At 39.6% G+C, this 26697-nt stretch carries 23 protein-coding genes and 2 pseudogenes; 10 read left to right on the top strand and 15 right to left on the bottom strand.

Going from position 1 to position 26697, the window contains the following annotated elements; translation table 11 throughout:
• Nucleotides 1-50: 50 nt before the first annotated feature.
• Both BV375_RS13950 and BV375_RS38130 read right to left on the bottom strand, forming a co-directional pair.
• Nucleotides 51-314: pseudogene (locus BV375_RS13950) on the bottom strand (HIT family protein); the annotation flags it as partial.
• A 219-nt stretch (nucleotides 315-533) separates the two neighbouring features.
• Nucleotides 534-623 (bottom strand): annotated as a pseudogene (locus tag BV375_RS38130) (Uma2 family endonuclease); the annotation flags it as partial.
• 593 nt (nucleotides 624-1216) lie between these two features.
• Between BV375_RS38130 and BV375_RS13945 the strand changes: the two are divergent.
• Together BV375_RS13945 and BV375_RS13940 are read left to right on the top strand one after the other, a co-directional pair.
• Nucleotides 1217-1462, top strand: a complete 246-nt coding sequence (locus tag BV375_RS13945) for a hypothetical protein (protein WP_086684959.1) — start codon at nucleotides 1217-1219, stop codon at nucleotides 1460-1462.
• Entirely contained in the window at nucleotides 1443-1742 is a 300-nt protein-coding gene (locus BV375_RS13940) for a hypothetical protein (RefSeq protein WP_086761398.1), read from the top strand. Before BV375_RS13945 ends, BV375_RS13940 begins: the two co-directional genes overlap by 20 nt.
• A gap of 702 nt (nucleotides 1743-2444) precedes the next feature.
• Here the strand turns inward: BV375_RS13940 and panB are convergent.
• Both panB and BV375_RS13930 read right to left on the bottom strand, forming a co-directional pair.
• On the bottom strand, nucleotides 2445-3215 hold the full coding sequence (panB, locus tag BV375_RS13935; RefSeq protein WP_086761396.1) for a 3-methyl-2-oxobutanoate hydroxymethyltransferase: 771 nt from the start codon (nucleotides 3213-3215) through the stop codon (nucleotides 2445-2447).
• A gap of 82 nt (nucleotides 3216-3297) precedes the next feature.
• Nucleotides 3298-4452: a two-component regulator propeller domain-containing protein gene (locus tag BV375_RS13930; protein ID WP_086761394.1), complete on the bottom strand. Its 1155-nt coding sequence runs from the start codon at nucleotides 4450-4452 to the stop codon at nucleotides 3298-3300.
• Nucleotides 4453-5329: 877 nt separating this feature from the next.
• On the opposite strand from BV375_RS13930, the gene BV375_RS13925 reads away from it, so the two are divergent.
• From BV375_RS13925 to BV375_RS13905, 5 genes are all read left to right on the top strand, one after another.
• A complete protein-coding gene (locus BV375_RS13925) occupies nucleotides 5330-6760 on the top strand; it encodes a form I ribulose bisphosphate carboxylase large subunit (protein WP_086761392.1) in 1431 nt (476 codons plus the stop codon).
• Between the two features lie 235 nt (nucleotides 6761-6995).
• Entirely contained in the window at nucleotides 6996-7403 is a 408-nt protein-coding gene (locus BV375_RS13920) for a chaperonin family protein RbcX (protein ID WP_086761390.1), read from the top strand.
• A 44-nt stretch (nucleotides 7404-7447) separates the two neighbouring features.
• The gene (locus BV375_RS13915; protein WP_086761388.1) at nucleotides 7448-7777 is read left to right on the top strand and encodes a ribulose bisphosphate carboxylase small subunit; all 330 of its coding nucleotides are present in this window, start codon (nucleotides 7448-7450) and stop codon (nucleotides 7775-7777) included.
• An 86-nt stretch (nucleotides 7778-7863) separates the two neighbouring features.
• Nucleotides 7864-8526 (top strand): GDSL-type esterase/lipase family protein, encoded by a 663-nt coding sequence (locus BV375_RS13910; RefSeq protein ID WP_243713942.1) that lies wholly within the window; start codon nucleotides 7864-7866, stop codon nucleotides 8524-8526.
• A 249-nt stretch (nucleotides 8527-8775) separates the two neighbouring features.
• Nucleotides 8776-10050, top strand: coding sequence for a ribulose bisphosphate carboxylase small subunit (locus BV375_RS13905; RefSeq protein WP_086761386.1), 1275 nt, complete (start codon nucleotides 8776-8778; stop codon nucleotides 10048-10050).
• A 131-nt stretch (nucleotides 10051-10181) separates the two neighbouring features.
• On the opposite strand, the gene BV375_RS13900 is transcribed toward BV375_RS13905, so the two are convergent.
• The 3 genes from BV375_RS13900 to BV375_RS13890 all read right to left on the bottom strand — a co-directional run bounded on the left by BV375_RS13900 (nucleotide 10182) and on the right by BV375_RS13890 (nucleotide 12347).
• Nucleotides 10182-11072 carry an ROK family protein gene (locus BV375_RS13900; protein ID WP_086761384.1) on the bottom strand — a complete coding sequence of 297 codons (891 nt, stop codon included), beginning with the start codon at nucleotides 11070-11072 and terminating at the stop codon, nucleotides 10182-10184.
• A gap of 116 nt (nucleotides 11073-11188) precedes the next feature.
• Complete coding sequence (locus BV375_RS13895) at nucleotides 11189-11392, bottom strand: hypothetical protein (RefSeq protein ID WP_086761382.1); 204 nt, start codon at nucleotides 11390-11392, stop codon at nucleotides 11189-11191.
• A 58-nt stretch (nucleotides 11393-11450) separates the two neighbouring features.
• Nucleotides 11451-12347 carry an ABC transporter permease gene (locus BV375_RS13890; protein WP_086761380.1) on the bottom strand — a complete coding sequence of 299 codons (897 nt, stop codon included), beginning with the start codon at nucleotides 12345-12347 and terminating at the stop codon, nucleotides 11451-11453.
• Nucleotides 12348-12669: 322 nt separating this feature from the next.
• Here BV375_RS13890 and BV375_RS13885 point away from each other — a divergent pair, with 322 nt between their 5' ends.
• From BV375_RS13885 to BV375_RS13875, 3 genes are all read left to right on the top strand, one after another.
• Entirely contained in the window at nucleotides 12670-12990 is a 321-nt protein-coding gene (locus tag BV375_RS13885; protein WP_086761378.1) for a DUF3040 domain-containing protein, read from the top strand.
• Between the two features lie 14 nt (nucleotides 12991-13004).
• Nucleotides 13005-15086 carry a dynamin family protein gene (locus tag BV375_RS13880; RefSeq protein WP_086761376.1) on the top strand — a complete coding sequence of 694 codons (2082 nt, stop codon included), beginning with the start codon at nucleotides 13005-13007 and terminating at the stop codon, nucleotides 15084-15086.
• Nucleotides 15087-15346: 260 nt separating this feature from the next.
• Entirely contained in the window at nucleotides 15347-17584 is a 2238-nt protein-coding gene (locus BV375_RS13875) for a dynamin family protein (RefSeq protein WP_086761374.1), read from the top strand.
• Nucleotides 17585-17673: 89 nt separating this feature from the next.
• On the opposite strand, the gene BV375_RS13870 is transcribed toward BV375_RS13875, so the two are convergent.
• The 8 genes from BV375_RS13870 to hpsL form a co-directional block, all read right to left on the bottom strand.
• Nucleotides 17674-17952, bottom strand: a complete 279-nt coding sequence (locus tag BV375_RS13870; protein WP_086761372.1) for a Uma2 family endonuclease — start codon at nucleotides 17950-17952, stop codon at nucleotides 17674-17676.
• 118 nt (nucleotides 17953-18070) lie between these two features.
• Nucleotides 18071-18709, bottom strand: coding sequence for a peroxiredoxin (locus BV375_RS13865; RefSeq protein ID WP_086761511.1), 639 nt, complete (start codon nucleotides 18707-18709; stop codon nucleotides 18071-18073).
• A 137-nt stretch (nucleotides 18710-18846) separates the two neighbouring features.
• Nucleotides 18847-20031, bottom strand: a complete 1185-nt coding sequence (gene hpsP, locus BV375_RS13860; protein WP_086761370.1) for a hormogonium polysaccharide biosynthesis glycosyltransferase HpsP — start codon at nucleotides 20029-20031, stop codon at nucleotides 18847-18849.
• A gap of 64 nt (nucleotides 20032-20095) precedes the next feature.
• Nucleotides 20096-21271 carry a hormogonium polysaccharide biosynthesis glycosyltransferase HpsO gene (gene hpsO / locus BV375_RS13855; protein WP_086761368.1) on the bottom strand — a complete coding sequence of 392 codons (1176 nt, stop codon included), beginning with the start codon at nucleotides 21269-21271 and terminating at the stop codon, nucleotides 20096-20098.
• A gap of 170 nt (nucleotides 21272-21441) precedes the next feature.
• Nucleotides 21442-22422, bottom strand: a complete 981-nt coding sequence (gene hpsN, locus BV375_RS13850) for a hormogonium polysaccharide biosynthesis glycosyltransferase HpsN (protein WP_086761366.1) — start codon at nucleotides 22420-22422, stop codon at nucleotides 21442-21444.
• A 52-nt stretch (nucleotides 22423-22474) separates the two neighbouring features.
• Nucleotides 22475-23635 (bottom strand): glycosyltransferase family 4 protein, encoded by a 1161-nt coding sequence (locus BV375_RS13845; RefSeq protein ID WP_086761364.1) that lies wholly within the window; start codon nucleotides 23633-23635, stop codon nucleotides 22475-22477.
• Between the two features lie 49 nt (nucleotides 23636-23684).
• Nucleotides 23685-24806: an acyltransferase gene (locus tag BV375_RS13840; protein WP_086761362.1), complete on the bottom strand. Its 1122-nt coding sequence runs from the start codon at nucleotides 24804-24806 to the stop codon at nucleotides 23685-23687.
• A 216-nt stretch (nucleotides 24807-25022) separates the two neighbouring features.
• Nucleotides 25023-26666 carry a hormogonium polysaccharide biosynthesis protein HpsL gene (gene hpsL, locus BV375_RS13835; RefSeq protein ID WP_086761360.1) on the bottom strand — a complete coding sequence of 548 codons (1644 nt, stop codon included), beginning with the start codon at nucleotides 26664-26666 and terminating at the stop codon, nucleotides 25023-25025.
• Nucleotides 26667-26697: the final 31 nt, after the last annotated feature.

The raw sequence follows: 26697 nt of genomic DNA, 5'->3' as shown, positions 1-26697 counted from the left end.
TTTGCAAGAATCGCAATTGTCGCTATTGATGCAACATATACTTCAGAAAACTATTTCTTTTTAGGAATCACATTCCTAATCCCACCTTTAGCACCGACAGTATCACCTATGTAACGAGGGATGATATGAATACTGGCGTGCATCATATTTTGCCCTGCTGCTCGATTGATGTTCATCCCGACATTAAAACCATCGGGTGCAAATTCTGTTTTGAGAATTTCTTGAACTTTGTTCACCATAAACCAGCAAGCAGATTGCTCTTTAAATGGTAGCTCGAAATAACTGCTGACATGGCGTTTAGGAACAACCAAAATCTAGTATTTTGCCTTGCAGCATATTTTGAGTTAATAAAAACTGTGCAGGGAATGATAGGTTAGTTCTTTCTATTGCTGTGAGATGGCTGAATTGATTTTGTTGCTGTTTCATGGACTTGCGGTGTTCCGGCTTTCAGGTGCATCTCGTTTTAACCGAACTGTGTTTTGATTTTCTTTGCTAATGTTCGGGTCGTTATATTCATTATTTTCTTTATCGCTTTATGCGATCGCATCAGGGTCAACACCTAGCTCGTGTAACTTAGCTGCTAATATATCAGCACGTTGCTTTTCCTGTTCTGCTTTTTCCTTATTTCACAACAGCAAATTTCCTTCTCTATCCCATCACCGTAGCCATCTGAATTGCTATCCGAAAATTCAACTATGCCATTGTGGGGAAAAACTGGGGACGTTGAGATCATGGCAGGCGCTCGCCCGTAATTCTTCGGTCATCATCATAAAACTACAACCAATGTAGTATCGACAATTTTGCCAGATGTGTACCATAATTCTTTTTCGGATTCATGAGCAAGCGCTCACTCTGCGCCTGTGAAGTATTTCGTAACTTAAAAATTAGCTGCTTTCATCCGTTGATAGTTGCGCATTCAGATCTTACAATTTTGCGTAGTATTACTTAAGTAAATGCAAGTAAGTATACTTAAAAAATTAAAAAAATATTAACGCTATAAGGCTAAAACCCTTTTAATGATAGAAATTACCAAGCAAATATATCAGTACTTAATCTGTATCAATTAAAAAAATAAGGTAAGCGAGCACCTTGAAAATTTGACCGTAAATACCCTGATATTCACCCCCCTCTCCTAGAGAAATTCCGCAATAACACGGTTACACCATTTTGTTGTTCAGATCAAAATGGCGAATATCCAGTTGAGGAGGGTAAATTAATGACAAGCCCTGTAATGACGGTTATTAGAGTCAATCTAGAAAAGGCGAAAGAGGTGGCTCTAAACTGGGAACGAGCTTCATATACTGAACTGAGTGCTTATTGTTTGGAAATTTTGCGGGAGATTGGATGTTCTAGTAATGAACTCCCAGTAAATTTACAGACTCGCGAGCAACAGCTCAATTTCATCGCAGGTTTCGCTTCTTATGCTTTTGGTGAGGTGCTAAATGTCCAAAGTGCTAAATGAAGATATCTTTAATGAACCAGAACAGGTAGAAGAAACTAGTTTACCTGTAACAGACGAGGATTTGTTTATTTTAATGCAGAAATTTGCAGGCTTTGAGATCCCTACAAAGGTTTTCTCGCAGGCTGTGGCTATTGCTGCTTATGACCGTGCATCAGCTTTCCGCTACGCTGATAACTATGTAAATATCCTCAAGAATAAGACTAAGCGTAAACATTGGCTTTTGTTAGAGCCTGCGCCTGATTTTCGTCTTGATAAAAGATACGCAGATTTACAAAATTAAAGGTTGTGAACCTTGCGATTTCTACTGAAATTCGGACTAAACAAAAAATTACTCTGCATTGGCTAGAGAAAAGATGATTCTTGCACTTTAGCGAGTCTCAAATAGATGTATAACTGTTTATCTTAGCCTTTGCATCAAGTCTTCAGCCGCTTAATGCGCTTGCTCTAAAAATAATGGAGTTTAGCTTTCTTTTATGGATTTGGAAAAATTGGCTGTCATATTTGCTGAAATTGTATAACATCCAAATCCAACACCTGTGTTATTGTTCTACAGTTAAGCTTAACGCTAATAATCTAGTACCTGTGTGTCTAAGTCAAAACTCAAAAAACCTTTATTCTAGTCTAGACTTTTGCTATATATTGTAGACTCAGAACTGCTGCTCATAAGGTATGGAAGTCTACTTACACTGCACTAGGTACAGCTTCTAATTTTGTCTTTAAACGACTACTATTGTCTACCATCTTATAAACCCAAGTTTGCTGCAAATTGCTCAAACTTAAATATTGTCTGTCTTTCCTCTCGATTCAAGCTATAACTTTAGTAATTGCTGATGTTATATTTGCAAATTTATCACTTTCTGATTTCGGTTAATTAGTGTTCTGATAGTGATAATTGCTGTATCTTCATCTTCAATTACTATTTTTTTGTCAAAAGTTAAGAGTAGGAATTTTCTACGTGCCTTCTTGTCCTTTTTACTTTTGATTAAGGAAATTTTCGCTCTCGCACTTCTTGTGCATAATCCTGTACAGCTTTAGTAATATTCTCCCGTAGATTAGTATAAATTTTAGCGAAAGGTGGTTGTCTCTCTGAAAGTCCAAGAACATCAGATGTGACTAACACTTGTCCATTACAATGGATTCCGGCACCAATGCCAATGGTAGGAATACGGAGTTTTTCTGTAATGCGCAGTGCTAAATCAGTGGGTATATGCTCTAAAACAATCGCAAATACGCCCGCTTGTTCAAGAGCGATCGCTTCATTTAAAATTCTCTCTGCTGTTTCTTGCGTTTTGCCCTGTTGTCGCAAACCGAGTTGATGAACTGATTGTGGTGTCAAACCCACGTGTCCCATAACAGGAATTCCTGCTTGCACCAAACGAGCAATAGTTTCTACCATTGCTGGATAGCCACCTTCTAACTTGACAGCTTGAGCGCCTGTTTCTTTTAGCACTAGCCCAGCTGAATGCATTGCTTGTTGAATGCTCTCTTGATAGGTCAAAAATGGCAAATCGACCACCACTAAAGCGCGTTTCACACCACGGCGGACGGCTTTAGCATGGTATAACATCTCCTCTAAAGTAATTGGCAATGTTGTCTCATAACCCAGAACCACAGCCATAGAGTCACCTACCAGGATTAAGTCTACCCCAGCTGTATCGAGGAGTTGGGCGATCGCATAATCCCAGGCGGTCAACGCTACAATTGAACGTCCTTGTTGTTTCCATTGAATTAATTGCTGGGTGGTAACTACCATTGCCAATTATTAAGATTTTAGAGTTTTTGTAATTTATTATTTGTCATTTGCCATTTGCCTAGGACAAATGACAAATGACTACTCATTTCACGGCGCGACTAAAAGCAAGATGGGTTTTTGCACTACCCACTTTGGGCATTAACCAAGCTAGACCTTCACTAGTGCCGATCCATAATTTATTGGCGATATCAGGGGCAAGAGCAAGCACTCGACTAGAAGGAAGTCCTGCAACTTCATCCAATACAGATCCTGTATTTGGATTTAATCGTAACAAACCATTATTTGTACCGATCCAAACACTACCATCTTGAGCAAAGCGCACTGCTGTAACGTTACGTCCGCGCAAACGAGTCACAGACCGCAGTACTGCACCAGTTTTCGGGTTAATTACTAGCAAATTATTCGGCATTCCTGCCCAAATTAATCCTTCTGGGCTAATAGCTAAAGCTTGCACAGTTGTCCCAGGTAAATCAGCAATTCGCTTCATAATTAAAGCATTAGCAGTATTTACTCGCAGCAGTCCATCTAGAGTGCCTACCCACAGTTGACCTTCCGCATCTAAAGTTAGGGCGTTAGCGCTAACACCAGGCAAATTCTTGAGGGTGGTCATAATTAAGCCTTGGTCAGGACTAATCAAGGCTAAACCGTTATCAGTTCCCGTCCACAAATAACCACGTTTGTCAATCAATAGCGATAACACCCGTTTGGAAGGCAAAAATAAATTCTGGGCTGTGATTTCGCTAGTGCGAGGTTCTACGCGGATTAGACCTTCATAATTTCCCACCCATACGCGCCCTACTTTGTCTTGAGCTAAAGCGCTAATGGCAACATTAGGTAGACTAACGCGAGAGACAATCTTGCCAGTTTTAGGGTCAATCCGCGACAAGCCCCGCCAAGAAGCTACCCAAAGATTGCCTGTAACATCCGCTAACAAATTGCTGACACGGTAATCGGTTTCTATTGAATGCTCTTGCTCTTCCCGTTGATCGGGCAAGGGGTCTACTCGCGGGGGTGGTGCAGAAGCTGGGTAAGAGCTAGTTGGCTTGGACGAATTGGTAACAGGTTTATTTTGTGTCGGAGCAGGACTAGCGGTTTTTTGGGCCCTTGCTGGATTTGTTGATGTAACAATTCCCAGACTCGGCAGCACCATGAATCCTGCCAGGATAGAAGTAATCAGTACATTAGTACGCTTGCAAAACAATACCACGGTGACATTCCCTTTGGAGACAGTACCCAAGCCATTAGGCTTCTTACAGAAGTCGGGAAAGGATTAACAGACAAGTTTCAATAAATTGATTTTTCCTCTCCCCACCGCTACAAGAGGTCTGTTGCTGAAATTGGCTGGGGGTTAATTTCAGTGTTCCCGTACCAAAGATTTTTTAAACGCCTTCAGCAATTTTTCTCTGGGATTGGGGATGGGTCATTTGTCTCCCGTATCCTCCTTGGTGTATCCCCTCCAACCCTTGCTTACCAAAGGCACATACAATTCATGAGAAACTTTGTAAAGTATTCTTAATAAAATGTTTAAAACTTTATGTGATAACAAATTTAAATAAATAAGTTAAAAAGTTTCAAAGTATAACTTATCGATTTCTTGATATATTGTGAGACAAGTTACAAATTACGTGGTGTGCAATTTTTGTCTTGCGTTCAACACTCCTCTAAACCTACCTCAGTCCAAATTGCTCCTAAGATTTTCCCTGTAAATCAAGGAAATCTAGGATATGTGCCAGCAAAAAAGCCCAGATCCCCAGATTCTCCTCAGGGATAATGGGTAAGAGTTAACCTTGTGAAGCAGCTAGGTTAAGTAAGGTAAAAAAACTTTAGAAGAGTGTGAGAAAGAGATAAAAAGAATTTATATGCTTGGGACAGAGGAAGAATAAGAAGTACACAATCGTGTACCTCGAAAAATCAAGGAAGCTAGTGATGATGTCTTAGACACTTCGCAAAATGTTCCTGAATAAAAACCGCTACCCCTTTGTCATAGACAACCCCTAACAAAAAAATTTTCCTAATCTTCCTCCTGCTACCAGGGGAAAGAACGGGGTGGGGGAAAAATTACATGCAACGTGATTTGATTAAGTAACAAAGTGTGACTTCTTGGAAGGGAATTTATGTCTTACGCTCAAACGAAGACTCAGTCAAAATCTGGGTATCAAGCCGGGGTTAAAGATTACAGACTTACTTATTACACCCCTGATTACACACCTAAAGATACAGATCTTCTAGCGGCATTCCGTGTTACACCCCAACCTGGAGTTCCCCCCGAAGAAGCAGGTGCGGCTGTGGCGGCTGAGTCTTCCACTGGTACTTGGACAACTGTGTGGACAGACTTGCTCACCGACCTAGATCGCTACAAAGGTCGTTGCTACGATATTGAACCAGTTCCCGGCGAAGACAACCAGTACATTTGCTACGTTGCCTATCCTTTGGATCTGTTTGAAGAAGGCTCTGTTACCAACGTGTTGACCTCGATTGTAGGTAACGTATTTGGTTTTAAAGCCTTACGGGCATTACGTTTGGAAGACATCCGTTTCCCTGTAGCTTACATCAAGACTTTCCAAGGTCCTCCCCACGGTATTCAAGTTGAGCGTGACAAATTAAACAAATACGGTCGTCCTCTGTTGGGTTGTACAATTAAGCCCAAATTAGGTCTGTCTGCTAAGAACTATGGACGCGCTGTATACGAGTGTTTGCGCGGTGGTTTGGACTTCACCAAAGACGACGAAAACATCAACTCTGCCCCATTCCAACGGTGGCGCGATCGCTTCTTGTTCGTTTCTGAAGCGATCGCCAAAGCTCAAGCAGAAACCGGCGAAATCAAAGGTCACTACCTGAACGTTACCGCTCCAACCTGCGAAGAAATGCTCAAACGGGCTGAGTTCGCTAAAGAACTCAAACAGCCCATCATCATGCACGACTACCTCACCGCAGGTTTCACCGCCAACACTACATTGGCTCGTTGGTGCCGTGATAACGGGATTCTATTGCACATTCACCGTGCGATGCACGCTGTAATCGACCGTCAAAAGAACCACGGTATCCACTTCCGTGTATTGGCTAAAGCCCTACGTTTATCTGGTGGTGACCACATCCATACCGGAACAGTGGTTGGTAAGTTGGAAGGTGAGCGTGGTATCACAATGGGCTTCGTTGACCTGTTGCGTGAAAACTATGTTGAGCAAGACAAGTCTCGCGGTATTTACTTTACCCAAGACTGGGCTTCTCTACCTGGCGTAATGGCAGTTGCTTCTGGTGGTATCCATATATGGCACATGCCGGCACTGGTAGAAATCTTTGGTGATGACTCCGTGCTGCAATTCGGTGGTGGTACCCTCGGTCACCCCTGGGGTAATGCTCCTGGTGCTACAGCTAACCGTGTAGCTTTAGAAGCTTGTATTCAAGCTCGTAACGAAGGTCGCAACTTGGCTCGTGAAGGTAACGACATTATCCGCGAAGCTGCTAAGTGGTCTCCTGAACTTGCTGTAGCTTGCGAACTGTGGAAAGAAATCAAGTTTGAATTCGAGGCAATGGATACCGTCTGATCCTCAAGTAACAAGTAAAAAGTTAAAAGGTAAAAGAAATATCCATCCTTTCTTTTTACCCTTATGGGTGATGCTCGCAGGCACGCTAACGCTGCGCTAACGCCACTTGCTTTAAGCCGACGGCAGTCCGCATAACGGGGGAAACCCCCGCAAGCGGCTGCCTTGGAAACCCGTCCAACGCAGTGGCTCACTTTTTACTTTTGACTTTTTACTTAACTAAGGGCTGGGGTCAAGCATGAATCTTAAGCAAATTGCGAAAGACACAGCCAAGACTCTCCAAAGCTACCTGACTTATCAGGCACTAAGGACGGTACTGGCACAGCTAGGCGAAACTAATCCTCCATTGGCAATTTGGTTGCATAACTATTCCGCTGACAAAATTCAGGATGGAGAATCGTATATTGCCCAGTTGTTAAAAGAGAAGCCAGATTTGGCATTGCGGATCATGACTGTTAGAGAACACATTGCTGAGGAAATTGCAGAGTTTTTACCAGAAATGGTTCGTACTGGCATTCAGCAAGCCAATATGCAACAGCGTCGCCAGCATCTAGAACGCATCACTCTCATAGAAACATCAAACCCCAGTCTGGAAGCAGAACAGCAAACAAGCTCAGACTCAAACTTGGATAACTTATCCAGTTAGCCGATCAACTTAGTCGTAAAAATCGCAACCCATTATCAACAGCTATGCAAACTTTACCAAAAGAGCGTCGTTACGAAACCCTTTCTTATCTGCCACCCCTGTCGGACGCTCAAATTGCCAAGCAAATCCAGTACATCCTGAACCAAGGTTACATCCCAGCAATTGAGTTTAACGATACTTCTGAGCCAACAGAATTATATTGGACACTGTGGAAGCTGCCTTTGTTCGGTGCTAAATCTACTCAAGAAGTACTAAACGAAGTTCAAGCTTGCCGTTCTCAGTATTCCAATCAATATATCCGTGTTGTAGGTTTCGACAACATCAAGCAGTGCCAAGTGCTCAGCTTTATCGTTCACAAACCTAGCAGATACTAAAGCTGGAAGCTGAGTTAGTCTAGGGGCCTTAGGTTATTTATTAATTCCCCCATAGGAGAGGTAGAATAATCTGCCTCTCTTCTTTTATGAATCGAATTATGAATTCAATACAGCTACCAGATCTCAGAATTTGTTTTGTTGGAGACTCTTTTATTAATGGTACTGGCGACCCTGAGTATCTTGGTTGGACAGGCAGAATATGCGTTTACGCTAATAAAAAAAGTTATGACATAACCTACTATAATTTAGGAGTTAGGCGAGATACAAGTACCGATATAGCAAAGCGTTGGTTACAAGAAGTATCAGTTCGCCTCCCTAAGGATTTTTATGGCAGAGTTGTATTTTCTTTTGGGCTAAATGATACAACAGTAGAAAACGGTAAAACTCGTGTAGACCTTATAGATTCAATTAGAAATGCTCGCAAAATTTTAAGTGAAGCCAAGCAGTTATATCCTGTTTTAATGATTGGTCCTGCGCCATATGCAGAACAAGAAGACCCGCAGAGAAAGAAAAGAATTAGCGATTTATCTAAACAGTTTGCATTAGTTTGCCATGAATTAAATGTACCTTATTTAGACATTTTTCCCATATTAGAAAAATCAACTATTTGGAGAGATGAAGCTATAGGAAATGATGGCGTTCATCCAAATGCAGGAGGTTATGCAGAACTTGCCCAAATAGTGGAAAATTGGGACGCTTGGTTAAATTGGTTTCCTTGTAATTTAATTGATAATTCAAAGTTAGGATAGTAGTAGCAGCTGATTTTTTATTTAAAGGTATCTTAAGGTCTGAAATATTATGCAGCAAATTACTTTAGCTGAAGCATCCCAGCACTTAGCTGACTAGATTGAAGCAGCACTCAGCACCGATACAATTTTTGATGCCTATCCAATTTAGCATTTGTGGTAGTTAGCATTCGGTTTCTACCAAAAGATAAATGAAAAGTAGAAACAAAAAAACTTAGCATTATTAATTAAGTCCCAGGCAAGAATAATTTTATGAGTTACTACATTGCTCCTCGGTTTCTGGATAAACTCGGTGTTCACATTACCAAAAACTTCTTAGATCTTCCTGGGGTTAGAGTACCCTTGATTTTAGGAATTCATGGACGTAAAGGTGAAGGAAAGACTTTTCAATGTCAGTTAGTATTCGAGAAAATGGGTGTCGAAGTGACTCACATCTCTGGTGGGGAATTGGAAAGTCCAGATGCAGGAGATCCAGCACGTTTAATTCGGCTGCGCTATCGTGAAACAGCAGAACTAATCAAAGTGCGCGGTAAAATGTGCGTGCTAATGATTAATGATTTAGATGCAGGTGCAGGTAGATTTGATGAAGGCACTCAATATACTGTAAATACCCAGTTGGTGAATGCCACACTGATGAATATTGCTGATAATCCTACAGATGTGCAGTTACCTGGAAGCTACGATTCCACACCTTTACGTCGTGTACCAATTATTGTCACAGGAAATGATTTTTCTACCCTTTATGCACCGTTAATTCGGGATGGTCGCATGGAGAAATTCTACTGGGAACCCAACCGTGACGATAAAGTGGGAATTGTTGGGGGAATTTTTGAACCAGATGGACTTTCTCAGCGAGAAATTGAACAGCTAGTTGATACATTTACTCATCAATCGATTGACTTTTTTAGCGCTTTGCGATCGCGCATCTATGATGAACAAATCCGGCAATTTATTCATCAAGTAGGATTTGAGCGCGTTTCCTTACGTGTGGTGAATAGCCAAGAAGGTCCGCCAGGATTTAAAAAGCCAGATTTTAGCCTGTCTCATTTAATTGAATCTGGTCATTTGATGGTAAGCGAACAAAAACGGGTGGAAAATTCCCAGTTGGTTGATGAGTACAATCGCCTCAATCGCGGTAGAAATTATCAAGCTGCGCCACCTGCTGATGTGGCACCAACTAGTCAGCCGTCAAGCAATGGTGGAAATCAAGTCCCAAAAACTAACGGTTTTCAGAAGCAAGAAGTATCGAGTCCGCATTTAACCCTAGAGACACAAGAACAGATTCGGCAAATTTTGGCTCAAGGTTACACGATTAATATTGAACACGTTAATGAACGCCGCTTCCGCACAGGTTCTTGGGAAAGTTGTCTTAACACCCACATCGATGCACACTCAGATGCAATCTCAGCTTTGGAATCATGTCTAGTTGAATATAGCGGTGAGTACCTGCGTTTGGTAGGAATTGATCCAAAGGCGAAGCGGCGGGTGATAGAAACGATTATTCAGCGTCCGAACGGGAAAAATTAGAGATATGCAACCACAGATAAACACAGATAAACACCGATATTTATCTGTGGTTCCTTTTTATTTTCAATTTTTGTAACGGGTCGATTGATGCATTGTCGTCAAAGGAAACCCTACAAATGCATCTGTCGCAATTAAGAAAGATGTTGCCATGCCAACTTTGCTGCACCTACCATCCCCGCAGCGTTACCTAATTCTGCGGGTAAAATTTGTAAACCGACGCGTGATGTCGGCATAACTCGCTGCTCAATTTCTGCTTTTACCGCTGGTAAGAAAAACTCAAAGCTGGCACTAACTCCGCCACCAATAACGATCGCTTCTGGCGTTAAAACATAAATCAAACTCGTTAAGCCAATACCCAAGTCTTTGCCATATTCCTGCCAAAAAGTCAAGGCTTCAGCATCTGCTGCTTGCGCCAACGCACCTAATTCACAGGGTTCCTTGCCAGTACGCCGACGAATTGCCGTAATTGAGGTGTACTGTTCTAATGAGCCGCGATTGCCACTATTACACATTGGACCATGAGGGTTAAAGCTGATTAAACCTAATTCTCCCCCAGCGCCTTGATGTCCGATAAACAGTTTGCCATTTAAGATAATCGCACCGCCAACGCCAGTGCCTAAAGTTAGCATAATAAAATTTTGAAAGCAGCGACCAGCACCTAACCAAGATTCGCCTAAACCTGCACAGTTAGCATCATTACCGACAATCGTTGGTTTGCCTGTTTTTACTTCTAACCAATCTGCCACAGGAACATCACGCCATCCTGTCAGGTTGATGGCGATTTTCGCAATGCGTCCCTTGGCATCAGCAGGGCCAGGAGTGCCGACACCAATCGCCACAGTCTGATTATGTGGATCAATTTGGGCGATCGCATCTACCATTACCGCCACCACAGCTTCTGGTGTGGATGGTTGGGGAGTTGCTACTGTCAGAGATTGCAGGCAATTGCCATCTCGATCAAATCGCCCCAGCTTAATCGCTGTTCCTCCCAAATCAATACCAATTACTTGAGAATTCACCACTTTTAAATATTCACAGCCAGGCGCAAAGGTGGCGACTGGGAGCTAGGGACAAAGGTGATAAGGCAGATGAGGCAGAAATAATTAATGCCCCATGCCCAATACTTTCAAAAAGCATATTAGCTTTTTTGCGTCTTGTTGCTAAAAAATTCTGAACTCTCAGTTTTTTTGGCTGCAAATTGTAAATTGGTAACATTCGCCGACTTCACACCCGATTCACCCTGCCAAGCTGTGACTGGTGTTCCTCGTAAAATGCCAGATAAAGCAACCGAAAGCATGAACCCGCCGGCAGCAGCGGCAATTAAAGTCAAATTGTCTTTCACATGAATCTCCAAATCAATGATCAGCCTGTGTACTAATTACTGTTCACGGTTGACTGAATTATTTCCGAATACTATTTTGTCGTCGCAAACGAGGATTGACAAATTCATTTAAACCTTCACCAAGTAGTGATAACCCTACCACCATCAGTGTCATCGCTAAACCGGGGAAAAGTGTAGTCCACCAAATGCCAGTGGGTAGTGCTTCTAGTGCTTGTTTTAAATCATGTCCCCATTCTGGAACTTCTTCGGGTAATCCCAAACCCAAAAACCCTAAACCACCCAAGACTAAAATTGCATCGGCGGCGTTGAGGGTAAATAATACAGGTACGCTTTGAATAACGTTGAAAAATAGATACCGAGATAGCACAATCCAAGTAGAAGCGCCCATTGCTTGAGCAGCTTCAATGAATACCTCAGTTTTCACGCTGACAGTGTGGTTGCGAACAACTCGGTAATATTGGGGAATGTAGGCAATACTAATGGCGATCGCTGCATTTAATATCCCCCGCCCTACTACAAATGCTAGCGTCACTGATAGCAATAGTCCCGGTAGGGTATAAATGCTATCCATGAGAAACAGCAATACTTTGTCCAGTCTACCGCCAAGATAGCCGCTGACCATACCCAATGGCACACCAATTACCATACTCAGCGCCGTTGCTAAAATTACCACTTGCAAAGCAGCTTGAGCGCCGAATACTGTGCGGGAAAAGACATCGTGACCTAGGCGACTAGTGCCAAACCAATATTTGCCTGAAGGTGGTTCCTGAATCGGGTTACTTAATAAATCTTTGGGATTTTGTAGCCATCCCCAGGCTTGAAATACGGGTGCGAAGAACGCCAGGAATAAAAACAACAAGGTAATGACTAACCCAATCAACATTAGTCGTTGAGAAAGATTCGGATTTTTGGGAAAGCGTAAGAATGACGGCATTTGCCGTTTTGTCATGGCCATGAGCGATCGCCTGCGTTAAGCGAGATACGCTGACCATTTTACATATCAGAGATAAGTATTAGAGACTGAGATTAGATATTTGGGAAAAAACCTTAAATTGGAAAATTTGGCTGATAAATCCATCACATTTCAGGTGGTGTTTCAAAATTCCGAAAAAACAAACTCAACTGGTGGAATCTAAAATATATGACGAATTTTGCTGTTTATCATTTCACGCTAAAGTAGCGATTATACTGATGAATTTTATTTATTAGTAAAATAAAATACATTAAACAAAATATAGTACTGAAACTATTTCATTGTCCTAGATAGGGTGGACACAATGGAAGGCGATCGCAATCAAGACTTAGAACAGCGCGAACGTAAACTTAGACAACGAGAAGTGGAATTACGACTCCGGGAAATGGAAAGGGATATAAATCGTCCCAATCCGCCTTTTCACCAAACTGTCAAGCATCAGTCAGAAAAGTTCTCTCAGCCGTGGATGAAAAAAGCGATTCTCGGCTTACAGCTTTTCGGGATTGGGGTAGTGGTGCTGGTTGCTGTGAGGATAGCCGCAGCTGTAGCGGGAATTGTGATGTTTGCAGCACTGGCTTGGATGGCTTACAAACTTTTTCTGGAATCTCCTAAAAACAAACCTTAATTTAGGGTGTGAATATGACTAATCAAGTTGCGGCTGACAAATTTATCAACGATTTAGAACGTGTTGCGCAAGTGCGATCGGAAATGTCTCTATGTTTGAGCATACTTGCTGACACAATTAATCAAGCAGAATTAGCGGGAGAATCTTCGTCAGGAAAACTGAGTTTACAACGAGATATTGAAGATATTACAGTAGCTAGTAAAAATCTCAAACAAGGTGTATTTCGCCTTTTAGTTTTAGGCGATATGAAACGGGGTAAAAGTACGTTTCTTAATGCATTGATTGGGGAGAATTTGTTACCAAGTGATGTTAATCCTTGTACCGCAGTCTTAACAGTTTTACGCTACGGGTCAGAGAAAAAAGTCACAATTCATTTTAATGATGGTAAAAGTCCACAACAGCTAGATTTTCAAAGCTTTAAATACAAATATACTATTGACCCGGCTGAAGCTAAAAAATTAGAGCAAGAAAAAAAACAAGCTTTTCCTGATGTCGATTATGCAGTAGTTGAGTATCCTTTAATGCTATTGGAAAAGGGAATTGAAATTGTCGATAGTCCAGGATTAAATGATACAGAAGCGCGTAACGAATTATCTTTAGGTTATGTAAATAATTGCCATGCTATCTTGTTTGTGATGAGAGCATCACAACCTTGTACCTTGGGTGAACGGCGCTATTTAGAAAATTATATTAAAGGTCGAGGATTGACGGTTTTCTTTTTAATCAATGCTTGGGATCAGGTGCGGGAATCATTGATCGATCCTGATGATGTCGAAGAATTAAGTGCAGCAGAAAATAGATTACGGCAAGTATTCAAAGCGAATTTGACAGAATATTGTCATGTAGATGGTCGGGATATTTATGATGAGCGTGTTTTTGAGCTTTCATCAATTCAAGCACTCAGAAAAAGATTGAAAAATCCCCAAGCTGGTTTAGAGGGAACTGGCTTTCCAGAGTTTATGGGATCGCTCAATACTTTTCTGACTAGAGAACGTGCGATCGCGGAACTTAGACAAGTCAGAACTTTAGCTAGACAAGCCTGCAATCACACTCGCGAAGCTATAGAAAGACGTCTACCATTACTTGATAAAGATGTCAATGAATTGAAACAACGGATAGGCTCTGTAGAACCAGAGTTTAATAAACTTACAACTATCCACGATCAATTCCAAAAAGAAATTATCAATACTAGAGATACCCAAGCTAGAAAGATTTCTGAATCCTTTCGTAGCTACGTTTTAAACTTAGGTAATACCTTTGAAACCGATTTCTTGCGCTATCAGCCAGAGTTAAATTTGTTGGATTTCCTCAGTAATGGAAAAAGAGATGCATTTAATGCTGCACTACAAAAAGCATTTGAGCAATACATTACTGATAAATTCTCTGCTTGGACTTTAACTGCTGAAAAAGATATCAATGCAGCTTTTAGAGAACTTTCTCTGAGTGCTGCACAGTATGGCGCATCTTATAGTCAAGTTACAGACCAAATCACCGAAAAGTTAACAGGACAGTCAGTAAAAGTAAATCCTGCTGCTACTCCAGAAGATGATAACTCCCCCGGATGGGCAAAATGGGCAATGGGATTGTTATCTTTATCGCGAGGAAACCTAGCTGGTGTTGCATTAGCTGGCGCAGGATTCGATTGGAAAAATATTTTGTTAAACTACTTTACCGTAATTGGTATTGGCGGCATAATTACGGCTGTAACGGGTATTTTCCTTGGGCCGATTGGTTTTGCATTGCTAGGCTTAGGAGTAGGTTTTCTACAAGCAGATCAAGCACGTAAAGAGTTAGTAAAAACTACCAAGAAAGAGTTAGTAAAGTACTTACCACAGTTAGCCCATGAACAATCACAAACTGTATATGATGCAGTGAAAGAGTGTTTTGACTCTTATGAAAGAGAAGTGAGTAAGCGGATTAACGACGATATTACATCTCGCAAATCTGAATTGGATAATCTGCTAAAGCAAAAAGCCACTCGTGAGATTAACCGCGAAAGTGAGTTAAAGCGGCTAAAAAATTTGCAGGAAGATGTAATAGAACAATTGCAAAAGATTGAGGCAGCCTATAGTAATTTATTAGCTTACTACAGCTAATAGTATTATTAGTGAGCAGTGCCCACCCTACAATGGTGTCATTTTATTCTCGGGTGATACTAGGAAATGAAGAATTAAATCACAGATAAATGCAGATATTTTATCGGTGTTTATCTGTGTACCTTTCGGGAAGCCCTTCGGATTCGGCAGTTGCTTCAAGTCGGGGAACCCGCCCAACGCACTGCCTCACCACTTCGTGTCTACATCTGTGGTTCCAAATACAAAATTTATTTGCATACGCAACGTGAAACAAGGAAACTATGCAAAAACAGTCTGAAGATTATCAGGATTTGGTAAATGCACTCAAATCTGCATCTGCATTACTAAATTTAGAGCGCAAATCACAACTATATCAAGATATAAATGCCATCTCTAATTATCTGACTAATCCTAACTTTCAGATTGCGGTATTTGGCCCTTTTAATCATGGCAAATCTACTCTACTTAATGCCATTTTAGGAAATCGGACTTTACCAATTGATTTGATTCCTACTACAGGCGCAGCGATTACTGTCAAGTATGGTACTGATTTGCGCACTCGGATTATGTTGAGAGATGGCACAGAAATTTATCGCAGCGGTACGGAAATTTTGCAGCAGTATGCAATTCTGGATGGTAACAGACAGATGCGTCAAGATGTAATCTCTGTAGAAGTTTTTTGTCCCCATCCTTTTTTAGAAAGGGGTATAGAATTACTAGATTTACCTGGTACAAACGATCGCGAAGAACAAGATAGTTTAGTACGCGATCGCCTGTTATCTACAGATTTAGTAGTACAATTACTTGATGCCCGCAAGTTAATGACTTTAGGTGAGCGTGAAAACTTGCGTGATTGGTTATTAGATCGGGGTATTAAAACAGTTATTTTTGTCGCTAATTTTATTAACTTACTCGAACCCGAAGAACAACAGCAAGTGCAAAATCGTCTGTTGTTTGTTGCAGAAAGCTTTCGCGCCGAATTACCTCCAGGTTTTAGTAACTTATATCGTGTTGATGCTTTACCTGCTTTAAGAGCCAGATTAAAAGGTGATGCGGCGGCGGCTACTAGTAGCGGATTAGCAGCATTTGAAGCAGCTTTGCAAAATATTATCAGTATTTTACAACACAATCGTGGGGATGTGCGGTTACCGAGAGTGCAGGCGATCGCTTCCCAAATCCAATTAAATTTAAAAGCTAAAATTGACCCTATCCTGAGTGAAATTAACTCCTTTGATGAAAAACAAAAGGCTAAAGTTGAAATTAAACAAAAAGCTGCCAATCTAATTCGACAAGGCTTAAACTCTAGTATTTCAGAGTTAAGTAATTGGTTAGATTTATCCAACCTACTCAAAAAATATCAAACTGATGCCACAGTAGCACTCGCGGAGAATAACTTTAAAACTTGGCAAATAGGTACTTTAAAAAAAGACCTTATGGAGTTACAACGCTCAGTGATGAAATGGCTTTATCAAGGTTATGAATTTTTCCAAGAAGAAAGACCGGAAGATTTATTAATCCCCTTACCTATTGAACCACAAATTACATTACCTCCCAAGCCAAGTAATAGTAATGATTTAAGTGAACCTGGAGCCATAGCAGTTGGTGGTGGGATTGGTTGGTTATTGGGTGGTCCTGTCGGTGCGGCTGTGGTTGGTAGTATTTCTTATTTATTAAACAAAAATATTCAAGATTCAGAAGAAAAATCAGCTAAGGAAACTTATCATCAGCAGGTTGCTAAAATTTGCATAGCTACAACTGAAGATTATTTTTCTCGCTTGAGCAATCAAGGATTATCAGTATTAACTGAATATGAGCAAAAAGCAAAAAAAGTAGTTCGCTTTACAGGTAGTCAAGAGTTAATAGAAATTGCTAATAAGCGTAAAGATTTGCAGCATTTACAAAATAGTTTTAATCAATTACTGCAAGAGTTAACAAAAGCCAAGATATCTTCAAATTATCAACCTTATCGAGAAACGCCGAAATACACAGCATATTCTCCCCCAGTCGAAAAGGAGCAAAGAAGTTACTCAAAAGTAGAAGAGAAGGTGAACGTTTCTGCATCTTCCACATATCGCACCTCTGCTACTTCACAAACATCTTCTACTCACCGCGTTAGCACTCCTCCCCCTCCAGCACCAAAAGCTTCACCCTCTCCAAATCCAGCAGAATTGGAAGCCAAATTTCGCAATTGGGAACTCGATGAAGAAATAGCACGAATGAAAGCAGAAATGCGTTCTCCTGGTTCGCAAACTAATAAACAGCAGAATACATACCAAAGCAATAAAGCACCTCAGCAACCTAAAACCCAAGCGGAAAAAGACCAAATTACTCGCGCTTATGCGATTTTAGGATTGCAAGCAGGTGTGTCATTTTCTGAGGTAAAACAGGCTTACAAAACTTTGGTAAAAAAATGGCATCCAGATTTATTTGTCGCTAAACCGCAAATGCAACAACAAGCTCAAGAAAAAATGCGACTAGTGAACGAAGCTTATACAATTTTGGCAGAGAAATTTCAATAAAACCTATCAGATTTATATATAGGATTTCTACTATTTTCTTTCTTTTCTCTGCGTGCTTTGCGGTTAGATAAAATTAAAAATACCTAAACTTACCAAACTTTACTTATATTCAAGACAAAGCCAGGTAACACCGGATCGCCGCTGATAGTATTAGGATTATCTAAACATTCTTCTGGTAAACCCAGTTGCCCTAATATGCCAACCTCTCTGTTTCCGCTTTCTGAACCAGTAGGGGACATTATTGATATCTCTCCCAATTTATTACGCTCAATACGTAAATCACGATTTACCTGGCAAAAATCATAAAATTGTTCATCTGTCATTTGCATTGATGGCGGAATTTGCAACACCAAGGGGGATGAAAGCATAGCGATTTCCTCCAGATTCTAATGCGTAGTTGACTTTATTTTTACGCAAAAACATAAAGGCGCAAAGTTTTATCTTCGCGCCTTTACACTGGATGGTTACATGAAATAATTTTCAGACTTACTTGTTAGGCTGAGGTGTCATCCGCAAGTAGGGTTTGACTTCCTCGTAACCTTTGGGGAATTTCTGCTTCAGCACTTCGGGATCTTTGAGTGAGGGGACAATTACAACATCATCTCCATCTTTCCAGTCAGCTGGTGTAGCCACGCTGTAATTATCAGTCAGTTGCAGAGAATCAATTACCCGCAATAGTTCATCAAAGTTGCGTCCAGTGCTAGGAGGGTAAGTGAAGCTAAGACGTAGCTTTTTATTGGGGTCAATAACAAAAACCGATCGCACTGTCACTGCTGCATTGGCATTGGGGTGAATCATATCGTAAAGGTCAGAAACCTTACGATCTGCATCTGCCAAAATAGGGTAGTTGAGAGTAGTACTTTGGGTTTCTTCAATATCGCCCACCCATCCTTTATGGGATTCTACATCATCGACACTGAGAGCGATCGCTTTGACATTGCGCTTGTCAAATTCTGGTTTCAGCTTGGCAACTGTGCCTAATTCGGTCGTGCAAACAGGTGTAAAGTCAGCAGGGTGAGAAAACAGCACTACCCAGCTGTCACCTGCCCATTCGTAAAAATTTATGTCGCCGTGTGTAGAGGCTTGCGTAAAGTTGGGTACTGTATCACCTAGACGGAGAGTCATGAGAGCTTCCCTGTAGTTAGAAGGCATTATGTATTCTACTATGCGATCGTGACATAAAACCCCGGTTTCCCCATCGGGTTAAGAGATGTGCAAGAAAATTTGATGTTACGTAATTTCCCTTAAAGAAGCTCAATACATTATGACGCTCGCAAGATTTGCTTGTATGCCAGGATAGTTTGGCGAGCGATCGCATCCCAACTGTAATGTTGTAGTGCATATTGTTGAGCATTCAATCCCCGGCGTTGGCGTTCTTCGGGGTTTTGCAAAGCTTCTTGCAATAAATTTACCAGTACTTGTACATCCATTGCACCTACCCACCCCGATTCACTTTCAAGTATCTGGTGACAAATATGCACTTGGTCGGAAATTACCACAGGTATTCCTGCTACCATCGCTTCAGCGACAGCAATACCAAAATTTTCATAGTACGAAGGCAAGACAAACAAATCGGCAGCTTGCAGTAAACTAGCTTTTAACTCACCTGTAACAAAGCCTGTAATTGTAGTGTGCGATCGCAGTGGTGAATTTTGGATTTGAGAGATGATGTTTTGTTCATAATCTGGATCTTGGGGATTTGTCCCCGCCAAGACAAAATGAAAATTACAGCCACCAGCTAATAGTTTTTCTAGTGCTGGAATCAGCAAATTCAAACCTTTTTTCGGATCAATCCGTGACATGAACAATATTACAGGTACATCATCTGGAATCCCCAACTCATTACGTACCAAACTCTCCTGTTTTGATTTAGGGGATTGAGAAGGAACCACACCCAAAGGAATTACCAAATCTTGCGTAACTATCCCAAATCTTGCTGATATTTTTGCTTCTTGATCGCTAGTAAAATGAATTGCAGCCGCACCAGCTATATTTCGCCGTTCTATAATTGCTGCATAAAGCTGTTTTAATAGCTTTTTCTTACGTAAATCAGCCGGATCGAGAGTTCCTAAAGGACGCAAAATATAGGGCAACTTCTGCTGACGACAGATAGTTGCCGCTGCACTACTAACAGGAGAAAACAAGGCATGAATATGTGCAATATCAAATTCGCAGGCGTGAAGTTTTAGCCACTTGAGTAAATCTAGCGAAAACTTATAGCGACGAAATGGGGCACAACGGAAATAAATTATTTCATAACCATCTTGTTTAAATGGAAAATTTAAGAGAACATCCAGCGCTTTTTGTCCTGTATCGCCATTACTATCAGTTGTAATTACTGTAACTTCTACTCCCTCTTTTACCAAGGCAGGAGCCAGCCCTAATACCATTTGGCTTGGACCACCATAAATTAGAGAAATTGAGGGAACAATGTGGAGAATTCGCATATTTTTGTCATTTGTCCTTCGTTCTTTGTCCTTGGTTATTTGCCCGATAAACAATGACTCTTGACTAATGACTATTAACAAGTTCTTTATAAAAATCTAACTGCTGCTCTGCTAAGGCATTATTTGTATACTGAGTCATTGCTTTTTGATAACCCATTTCTCCTAGTTTTTGAGCAAATTCTGGGTTTTCGATGAATTGAGTTAAGCAATTAGCTAAAGCTTGGGCATCTCCTTCAGGAAAGACTAAACCAGCATCACCAATTACATGAGGAATTTCACCAGAATTTGAACCAATTACAGGCACTTTACAAGCCATTGCTTCAATGATTACATGACCAAATTGTTCTTTCCAGCCAATAGCAGTTAAAGTTTTAAATTTGTAAGTAGTTTCTGATGGCAGTACTAAAGTATGCATTAAATTGATGTAATGAGGTACTACATTATGGGCAACACTTTCAATTATAATCACTCGTTCTTGAATGTGATTTTCTGCTGCTATTTTTAGTAATTCCGTATATAAATCTCCTCGTCCAAGCAGCAGTAGCTTCCAAGATTTATCTTTTATAGATATTAATGCTTGCAAAAGCGTTAGCAACCCTTTCTCTTTAACAAATCTGCCAACAAAACCAACTACAAAATCGGTTGGTAAAATTCCTAATTTAGTTGCCAATTCTGGTTGTGACTGAGGAGTAAATAATTTGTCATCTACACCCAACTGAGGCATTACTTTAATGAGTCCTTGATATCCTTTGAGTTGTAAAATTTCTGCTCCATCCTGATTGCCACAAATAATCCCGTGGCTGTGGCTAAGGTTATATTTTTCTAATAAGGCAACTGGTAATTTCAATTCGTATGGCAAATTCCACCATGTAAAAAATACATTTTTTGCCTTCAAACCCATAAGTTGATTTAAAGTAATCATCTGAGTATAAGCCAGTCCTCTAGAACCTTGTTCTACCTGGATAATTTGGGGACGGAACTGCTGTAATGAAGATATTAAATCAGCACCAAATGTTAGAAGTCCCTGATGATTTTGACTGAAATTAGAAACAGGGACTATTTTAAATGAGCCTTCATCGCAGTATGCAGTTTCAATAGTTTTGTTTTGTACACCACCAGGTTGCCAACGTTTGGGGACAACAACCGTCACTTCAATTCCTGGTTCTAGTTGAGATAAAGCGCGTAATTTCTCACAGTTTAAATCTACAATATAGGTATGGCTAGCGACTAAAATTCTCATAATTCAGTTGATTAATTAATTTGAAATATTTGCCTTTTACTGAAATATTTGTAAGGTGGGCTATGCCTACCCTACAAAAGTACAAAGCTAGTTAATTAAGTAATATATCTGCGTTTATCTGCGTACCCTGCGGGAAGCCGCTAACGCGTCTACACCGGCAGTTAAAAATACTAAAACTCTCGATCGAGACGACTATAAATTTGCCCATCATTCCATATTGATTGAATGACAGTACCTAAAGCTTTGAGAAAACCCAAAATATAGAAAAAGCCACGAGTCACGATTTTGATTGGAGAACCGCTTTTATGGCAAGGAGGTCGCCCTAAGACATGACAATCAAATAAACGGGTGTAGAGGCGTAAAGCTTGGGTAATGGTGAGATTTTTTAGTCCTAGTAAGAAATGGTTGTGGTAAAAGGTGAGTTGATATTTGAGCGATCGCATACTCATATCATGACAACCGCCTGTTTCTTCACCTAAATGCACTAAATCAGCCTCTGGGTCGTACCAAATCTTATATCCTGTCTGCCGCAGCCGCAAACAAAAGTCTGATTCTTCGCGCACTGCACTACCACGAAAACGTTCGTCAAATTTCAGTCCATGCTTGGTAAAAATTTCGCGGCGAAAGGACATATTACAACCCCTAGCTGTTAGCACTTGCTGAGGTTTGATAGTATGGACTAAATCTATGTGATACCAAGCAATTCCTGGGTCCATTGCTTGGGGTGGCAGATATTCAATTTGCAAATCTCCCCCAGAATCACCTAATTTCATTCTGTCAAATACTCGTCCAGCAACAGCCCCTACCTCTGGATTTTGCACATAGTTTTTTGCATGGGCTGATAAAAAGCCAGGTGCTAACTGAACATCATCATCAATAAATAAAATTATTTCACCTTCTGAGCGCCGCACACCATAATTACGTGCGCCTGGTAAACTCGCCCAATCTAAGCGGAACCATTTAATTTTACTTGCTGTTGCTTGTTCCTCCAGATAAGCTTGAATCTCTGGTAAATGTTTTGGGGTTTGGTCTACCACTATAACTTCAAAATTCGGATAATCCTGTTTTAAGACATCTACAAGACTATCTCGTAGTGCTTCTTCTCGATAATAGGTCGGTATAACTACAGAAATTAAAGGTAAATCACTCATATTTTTCTATATAAAATTTTTGTTTATTTGATAAATAAGACAATAACCAGCTTTAATTCAACCTTGCTGCTTCTGCATAAAGATTGTCAAATAACTCATTCTGTTTTTCTGCATTATGGAAAGTTTGCATTTGAGTTAGCGCGCCTTTACTCAAGTATTCGTAATGTTCTTGTTTATCGCTCCTATCAAGAAACTCTATAATTTTTTGCAGTGCTTGTTCCGCTAGATAGTCATAGGTGCTATTAACAATATCCCAATATTCATCAGTTTTAGTTTTTTCTCCATGCATCCAATTACTCCAATGACGTAATTCATTGAGTGGTAGTTCTAAGTGATATCCATTTTCTCCATGATGAACAAATTCTGGTAGAGCACAGATATTAGTAGTAATAGCAGGAGTAGCAACTGAAAAGCCTTCGATGATGCTATAGCCATAGGTATCATGTAATGTAGCTAAAATTTGAAAATGGCTTTGTGATAGTAACTGTAAAACTTGTTCATTGGGAATATTTTTATATACAGTTACATTATTTAAATCTAGTAATTTTAAATCTTCTGTATATTTAGACTGATCGGGAAAATCAGTAGGTACCCCCGCACCATGTTTCAGCCCCGAAACTATATGTATATGAATAGGTAAACCTAATTTCTCTGCCTTTTTTGCTAGTCTTAAAGCAACAACACCGCCTTTTCTGGCTAAATGATTACCTACAAATATCAACTGAAGAGGTTGGTTTTCTTTGTAAGTTTTGGATTGAGTAGCTCTGACAACAAAGTTTGGCTGAATAACAACTAATTTATCTTTGACTTTATTTAGAATAGACCAATCTTCTATTCGCTTTATAAATCGCATTTTAGCATAATCTGATAAAGCTATTAGTTTCTGGCAATTCTTTAATGCCAAACGTCCGTTTAAAACTTTATAAGCTATTTCTTCAAATTTATTTTTAGGATTTCTATATAAAAATCTATGATCTTCAAAAGTTACAAACCAAGGTTTATTTGTATACTGAATATTATTAAAAGCATGAACAGCTTGATATGTTTTCCAAAAAGGCTGCCAGGAATTACAGCTGTTTAAGGGATACCACAGTTTTTCTAAAGGATACCTTCCAGTAGGGAATGGTTTAGGACGGATTAATGTATGTTTAGAACTACGCGGTAGATTAGGAATACTAAGATGTTTCTCTCCCGCTACGATTATCTTTGCCATTTTTATCTCTCTTAAGTTTGTTAAATCTACCTTTGATAGCAGCTTAGTTTTACTTACTCATGTTAGCTAGTGGTTTTTTGGTAACAACTTTTTCTAATTTAGTAAATAAAAAGGTATAAATTGCCAATAAAATAGTTAGCAATACTAAGGACATGATGATTTTTAAATAAACATTAGCTTGTAAACTGTTATTGAAGTTATGTAAAAACACAAAATATAAAGGTTGATGAATTAAATAAATTTGGTAAGAATAAATTCCAAGCATTGAAGTAAAACTTAGAATCCATCCTAGTTTAGCTATTTTATCTAAACGACATAATAATGCTTGAATACCCAAAAAAAATAAGGGAGTAAATAAAATATCAAAACCTAGCATATATATGATATTTATTTTTGTAATACCCAAAATAACGTAAATAACCAGCCCTAGACTAAATATACTTGTCGATATTATAAAATCTATTTTTCTAAAACTTTGTTGTTCTGCATAAATAAATCCCCAATAAATTCCTAGGCAAAACTGGAATAAGTAGCTACCTAAAAAATTGTTTTGTAAAAAGAACAAATAATTTGGAATATTATTTTGTTGCAAAAAGTATAAGGATATAATTTTTGTAAAAATTGCGCCTATCAAACCTAGCCAAAGTATTTTCTTTGGTTGATTACGACAAACCTGGAATATTAAAGGAGTAAATATATAAGCTTCTAAGATAACTGTGAAAAACCAAAATCCTGGGTTAATAGCTTGGAACTTAATGCCTGCTAGACCTAGAAATGTTAAAACAAAGTTAATATAAGATTTAATTTTAAAATTAGAAAATAAATAATACAGCAAACAACTTAATATACCAGCTAATAAATATGCTGGATATATTCTTCCCAATCTTTTAGTAAGCCACGAGCGCCAATTTATTTTAATATCTTGTGTGTCTAATTTACTGAATTTAGAAAATAAGCTGTAACTTGTGTTAAAACCAGCCATAACAAAAAATATATCTACAGCTGCATATCCCAACTTGGCTGTATTTCTGTCTAAGATGGAAATCAGCTGTATTCGTTCTGGATAATTTTGAAAAAAATGAAATATTAGAATGGCTAAGATTGCTAAACCTTTCGTCTGGTCAATCCAATTAAATCTCCTTTGATATTGTGGGTTTTGATTTTGTGTCATATATAATAATTTTTATCGCAAGGTACAAATATTATGTACCTCTAATTTGACTTAAAAATTTAAACAATATTTTTGAATATATTAATAATCAAAAATAGCCATATTCAGTTAAAAATATAATTTTTAACTCTGAATCCAGCCTAGTCTACAATTAAGTATTTGCCCTCCGAGAGTTTACGGGAGTATTCTATTTGAGTCCCATATTGAGTTAATTTCTCATCTAAGAGGATGCTTTTTATTTCCTGTGTGCTCCACTTCTATGTTGCTCTTCTCTTGTTGTTCTAGGATTGGCAATTTAAAAAGAACACCTGCAAAAAACCAGTAATAAACAGCAACAGGATCGACATCTAGAGGGTAATAGTAGGTGTTATAGCTAATAAACAAGATAAACACCCATAAAGAAGCTCCATAACTGCGGAAACTACGGTTTTTTAACGAACGATATGTCTTGAAACCAGCTTTTGTGAGGGTGGTGACTAAAGCCAAGAAACCTATTAATCCACAAATTCCTACTTCAAACAGTACTTTAGGGTAGTAGGTTTCCACCAATTTAGTTGAACCCATCGAACGAGCAGAATTAGTGGCTCTTCCTAAACCACTTCCTAACGGCCCATCGACATTTTTCCAGTTTTCTTCAAATTGCTGAACAATAAACTCTTGGGGTGGTGAAGCTTCCCAGCGACCAGTAAAACTCTCAGTTCTTTCTTGCACTACAGTAGGATTAGCGATCATGGCAATTCCTAGAATCACGGCCAGTCCTACACCAATGGGGATAAAACGTTTGAGGTTGGCAATTTGACCAGTAAGAAATAGCAAAGCTACGAAGCATACTGGTACTAAAGCTAGGGCAATTCTCTGCCCAGAAATCACAGCATTAATAAAGACTGAAGCTAAGGAACCTAAACTGATAACCCGCCAAAGTATAGAAGGATCGCTGAAGCCAGTAGCAAAGGTAAAAAAGGTGCTAGCAATTAAAAACCATGCCCATTGCCAAGGAGCTACAAAAGTTCCTGGTAGGCGAATCACTCCTTCTTCTGGACTATATAGTAGCGAGCCGCCAAAATAACAACGAGCCTCTAATGTTGCTCTAAATAAGGCATCTCCTTCCAACCCTCTAGTACCTTGGCAGACACCAGTTAGTAGTAAAAAGTATTGAATAAATCCTAAGACACAACAAATAAGCGTTAAGACAACTTGTAAGCGTGATAAAAATAGAAAATCTTTTTTATTGCGAATTAAATAATAAGCACAGGTAATTAGAGGTACATAGCCTAAAAATACTTTTAATCCTAGAATGCCTAAACCTATAGGAAATTCATTTGGTGCTTGTTCTAGCAATCCTACTTTAGGTGGATTGAACTGCTGCCCACCATTAATAAAAACCAGTGTTAGTAAGCACAATGTTAATAAAATTAATAGTGGGGTTTTAATAGCTTGAGGAAGAATGAAAGGTAACCCCTGCTTGCGACAATTTTGCCAAAGTCCAACTAGAGCTGGAACATAAAAAGCATCTTTAGCCAATTGGAGTATAGGACTACTGCCGAGGTAGTAAGTAATAGTACCACCCAATGGTACGTAAATTATAAAAGCAAACAGGGCATGACGAGGGTATTTGTAAGATAGGGAAAAGATGAGAATTGCTAAAGCACCTGGAACTGCTGCTTTAATTCCACCCACAAAAAAAAGCAGTATGCCAAAGAAGAGACCGCCAAAAGTGGCGGCGGTCAATAAACTGGTGAATTCTTTGCGTGCAAGGGTAGCTTTGCGTTTTTGAGCTAACCGTTCTTTTAGGCTAAGGGTAGGTGTTTCGGATTGCGATCGCTCTTTTGATTTTTGAGATTTTTTCTTGGGTTTGGCCATGAGTTTCAGTTCTGGGTGCTGAGTCCTGATA

The organism is Nostoc sp. 106C (assembly GCF_002154725.1).
Taxonomy (GTDB): domain Bacteria; phylum Cyanobacteriota; class Cyanobacteriia; order Cyanobacteriales; family Nostocaceae; genus Aulosira.
This window is presented reverse-complemented; position numbering and strand designations above follow the sequence as displayed.